The following is a 4,759-nucleotide window of genomic DNA, read 5'->3' as shown; positions in this document are numbered from 1 at the left end:
CCATGAGTATTCGGTACCCTGATCAAGGCCTTGTGTCATAGCGTAGAAATTGGTCTGGATATCCTCAGCAATCACCGTAACGGGTGCAGTTTCTCCCGCACTTACCAGATCACCGGTCCTATCCATGAGCATCTGGTAAGTGCGGGAGAGACCGCACCCGTTACGGTGATTGCTGAGGATATCCAGACCAATTTCTACGCTATGACACAAGGCCTTGATCAGGGTACCGAATACTCATGGTGCGTCATAGCTCTCGATGGTCAGGGTGGAGCCACTAAAAGCACGAGCGTATTTTCCTTTCTCACAGCAGAGAATGGAGTATCCAATAGTCCTCCGAACCCTTTTGTACTCTTCAGCCCCTTCGATGGGCAGGAAAATGTAGAACTGTCTCCTCAACTCAACTGGCAACAAGCCGTGGATCCTGAAGGTGATCCTGTGACGTATGATGTATTCTTAGGAGCTGAGGGCACATTTCTACCTATGATATCCAATATGAATCCCAACTTGTCGACCATACCGATCAGCTTGAATTATGATACGTGGTACGAATGGGATGTGGTCGCCTATGACAATAAAGGCTTCTACCGTTGGGCTGATGTAGAATTCTACTTCAAGACCATGGCCGAGCCGCAGCCGATTTCCATGTCCATGCACACTTCCAATTCTTCCCTGCAGAGTGATGGGAGGTATGGGCATCAGACGGTGATACATAATGGAGAACTCTATACCATCGGTGGCCTCGTAGTGGATGCCGGTGACGGTGGTGACAGAAATGATGTCTGGAAGACTTCCGATAGGATCACTTGGACCCAGGTCAGGGCCCATGATGTGTTTGATCTATATGCTCCCCATCCGAGTACAGAATCACAGGTGCTGTCCTATGGAGGTCTGCTTTACGTTTTCAACGGTGAGCGTAATACGATCCAGACCAGCAGCGATGGAGTGGTCTGGAATCAGGTGCCTTGGGAGGGCAATGTCTCTGAGGGAACGCATTACCCACCACTACAAGGTCATCAGGTGGTCGAATTCCAGGGCGATCTACTTGTCATTGGAGGAAGCTCAGGTGGTCAGGTCAAGAACGATGTTTGGAGGTCGTCCGATGGAGGTATCACTTGGGAGGAGATAAGCGATCATTCCTTTCCGGCAAGAAGAGATCATCAAGTAGTTGTGGTAGAAAATGAGCTGATCCTGATGGGTGGTGTAGGTAGTGGCCAGCGTATGAACGATGTATGGTTTTCAAGCGATGGAATTACCTGGAGCGAATATGCAGTTGCAGAGTGGAGTCCAAGGTCGAATTTTCATGCTGCTGTCTTCAATGACGCCATTTACGTCATCGGTGGAGATCCAGGGGGGGGAGATAGTGATGAGATCTGGGTCTTTGATCTTTTTAATAGTCTTTATTGGGAGCAAGTCGAAACCCATCCGGACTATGGTCCACGAGAGAACCATTTCTCTGTCGTCTTCCAGAATGCGCTCTACATCGAGATGGGCAAGAATGGTGCGGTGCCTCTGAACGATGTGTGGAAGATCGAATGAATCGAAAGTGAATACATTTGGTCGGTACTGTGCTCTAGAATATTGAATCAACTCCGGCCTTTCGAGAGCCTCAGGGGCCTAATGCGGCAAGATCTTGAATCTGCACTCTTGAATCAGCCCCGACTTATCTTCGCCCGCATATGAGATCGACCGTAATCACGCTACTGTCAGTGGTGCTAGCATGCGTTTCCTACTCCCAATCCGTCTGGCATGACAATCAGCCTTATGGCGATGAGCTCGATGATATACAGTTCGTAGATCGCAACACAGGCTATGTAGTAGGAAGGGACAACGGCATCGGCTCCTGCAGTTCTGCCATATCGGCCCTCTTCCGTACGATGGATGGCGGAGAGACCTGGACACGCAATGCCTTGGACGACTCCTATGAGATGACCTCGGTCTTCTTCTTGGATCGTACTACTGGATGGGCCTCGGTCTATTTCGGTGATGTGATCAAGACCACTGACTGTGGTCAGACATGGACCCTCTACGATGGGAATATCGGTGGGGATGCATTGGATGTATTCTTCATCGATGCACAGAAAGGATTTCTGGTAGGGGAGAACGGACAGGTACGTATCTCTACCGATGGCGGACAGAGCTGGAGCTACAATCACGACTCGGGTGATCAATTCCTGTACAAGGTCGAGTTCTACGATGATCAACTGGGATTCATCCTCGGTACCCAAGGACTGGTGCTGAAGACGACAGATGGAGGAGACTCTTGGGAGGAGATCGAACTGGGTTCCAATTCGGCCATCTTCGATATCGACTTCGTCAGTGAGGAAGTGATCCATCTATCGAGCTATGGCAAGGTCTACCGAAGCACGAATGGAGGCGATAGTTTCACTGAGATATCGCTACCGGTCTACTCCATGAGGGCCATTGAATTCACCTCGGCCTCGGTCGGGTTCATTGCGGGGGAAGAAGGAGAACTCTGGAAGACCATGGATGGTGGACTTACATGGGATGCGATTCCTTTTCCCTTCGATGAGGGCATCTATGCGATGACCTTCTTGGATACTCAGAACGGATACATGTCTGGTAGGAGAGGGAGCATCTTCCATACCAGCGATGGTGGAGAGAGCTGGGTCAATCAACACATCGGACTTCCTTGGCTACGGGATGTGCATTTCCTCAACCCGGATACGGGTGTAGTAGTAGGGAACGCTGGACATCTGTCCGTGACCTATAACGCAGGACTCACCTGGTCAGAGAGACCCACTCCGACAGAGTATCTGCTATCGAGCGTTGAATGGATAGGAGAGACCTCTTGGGTGGTCGCAGGGGATAGCGGTCTGTTCATGCTGAGCGCAGACCTGGGAGAGACTTGGGAAGTGAAGGAGACCGGTACAGATCAATACATCTGGGACCTCTGGTTCACAGAGGATGGCAGCACGGGCTATCTGCTCTGTTTTGAAGATACCATACTCAAGACCACCGACCTGGGCGATACCTGGGAGGTGCAAGTCGTCACGGAGGGTGAGTTCTTCCGAGACTTTGATTTTCTGGATGCGGATTTCGGAGTGGTCGTGGGGAATGACTTCGCCTATCGCACTTTGGATGGTGGAGAGAACTGGGAAGAACGTCCCGTCTTAGAAGCCAACTCCAATCTACGTTGCGTAGAGATCGTCAATGATAGCTTAAGCTATATCGGCTCCACCAATACCTTGATCTCACGCAACGGAGGCGGATTCTGGGATAGTATCTCGGTCTCCACGAGCCTATTTACCGATCAGATGGAGTTCCTCAATGACAGTCTGGGATACATGATCAGCGGCACCAATGTGCGTATGACCATAGATAGCGGACGGCATTGGTCATCGGTCACTACGGCCTGCCTCAACAATTCTTGGTCGCTGGAAGACTTGGATGTGATCGATGAGCATCATGTACATGTGGCCGGACAGAGCCCTATGCGCAGGATGTGGTCCGGGCCTAGAACTATCACTACGAAGGTCATGGACGATAGCTATTGTCTGGGAGAGAAGATGCATGTGGGATTCTACTTCGATGGCTATTACATCACGGACAATACCTATCAAGCGCAGCTATCGGATGCAGCAGGAGATTTCAGCAGTCAGCTGGTCATCGGTTCCTATACCAACGATTTCATCAATCGCAGTCCGAGTGGAGTGATCTCCTGTGCCATTCCGGCCGGACTTCCCAGCGGAGATGGCTATCGCATACGCGTAGTAGGAGTGGACCCTGAGACCATCGGTTCCGATAATGGCTTCGATATATCCCTAGTGGCATCCCTGGAGCCCAGCATCGAATTGACCCTCGAGACCAGCGGTTGTGGAGGAACAGTTTTGGACTTCCAGACAGAGGTCGAACAAGCTGGAATAGTGCAGAGCTATATCTGGAACGTGGATGGTGCTATACTCGCTCATGACGCGCTGGACTGGCAGGTCGATACGCTTGCCCCGGGCTCTCTGGTGCAAGTGACCTTGGGTATAGAGGCGAGCTGTACAATTACATCCGTCCTGTCGAATAGCATCGAAGCGCCTGAGGTGGTCATTCCAGAGCTGATCGTCAGTGGGGATATGACCATAGTAGAGGGCGAATCCGTACAGCTGTCAGCCAGCGGATTTGATAGCTACATCTGGTCACCGGACCTCTACCTGGACGACCCTAGCATCGCGGACCCCATCACCACTCCCGATACGACCATTACATACTATGTATCGGCCTTGGATTCAAGCGGGTGTGCGGCCATTGATTCAGTGACCATCACGGTAGAACCGGTCATCTCCTCGGTCGAAGGATCTGAGCTCGTTCAAAGTATAGGTCCCAATCCTGTTGAAGATATACTCCACATGCGCTTCAGCCATCCTATCATCGGAGAAGGACAGGTCTTGGATGTACAAGGAAAAGTGGTGTCCCATTTCACCATTGATAGTCATTCAAGATCATTGGATCTGTCCATTCTGGATTCTGGACCGTATCTCCTTCAGATCACACATATGGACGGGGTCCACAGTCGTGTGATCATCAAGAATTAGTCGATTCTTAGAATTTAGCACCAAGCCGATATATTCGCATATGATGATCGGATTTGAAGACCAGCTTTGGATAGCACTCGATGTGTTGATCGCATGTATCCTTGGAGGTGTGATCGGATTTGAGCGGGAATCCAAGAACAAGCCCGCAGGCCTGCGCACGCACATGCTCATTGCGGGCTCGGCTGCGCTCATCGTTACACTAGGAGTCCATGTGACAG

The 4,759-nt window shown here is 51.0% G+C and carries 3 protein-coding genes; all 3 read left to right on the top strand.

Annotated features, from left to right (window positions below):
- Positions 1-30: 30 nt before the first annotated feature.
- Positions 31-1,536, top strand: a complete 1,506-nt coding sequence (locus HKN79_12715) for a hypothetical protein (GenBank protein NNC84428.1) — start codon at positions 31-33, stop codon at positions 1,534-1,536.
- 140 nt (positions 1,537-1,676) lie between these two features.
- Positions 1,677-4,541, top strand: coding sequence for a T9SS type A sorting domain-containing protein (locus tag HKN79_12710; GenBank protein ID NNC84427.1), 2,865 nt, complete (start codon positions 1,677-1,679; stop codon positions 4,539-4,541).
- Positions 4,542-4,581: 40 nt separating this feature from the next.
- Positions 4,582-4,759: MgtC/SapB family protein (locus HKN79_12705; GenBank protein NNC84426.1), on the top strand; the 178-nt coding region annotated here is incomplete at its 3' end.

This window comes from Flavobacteriales bacterium, assembly GCA_013001705.1.
Lineage (GTDB): Bacteria > Bacteroidota > Bacteroidia > Flavobacteriales_D > JABDKJ01 > JABDLZ01.
This window is presented reverse-complemented; position numbering and strand designations above follow the sequence as displayed.

Bases quoted from the DNA above. Each gene is read 5' to 3' on its own strand.
- HKN79_12710 (NNC84427.1), top strand. From the start codon at position 1,677: ATGAGATCGACCGTAATCACGCTACTGTCAGTGGTGCTAGCATGCGTT.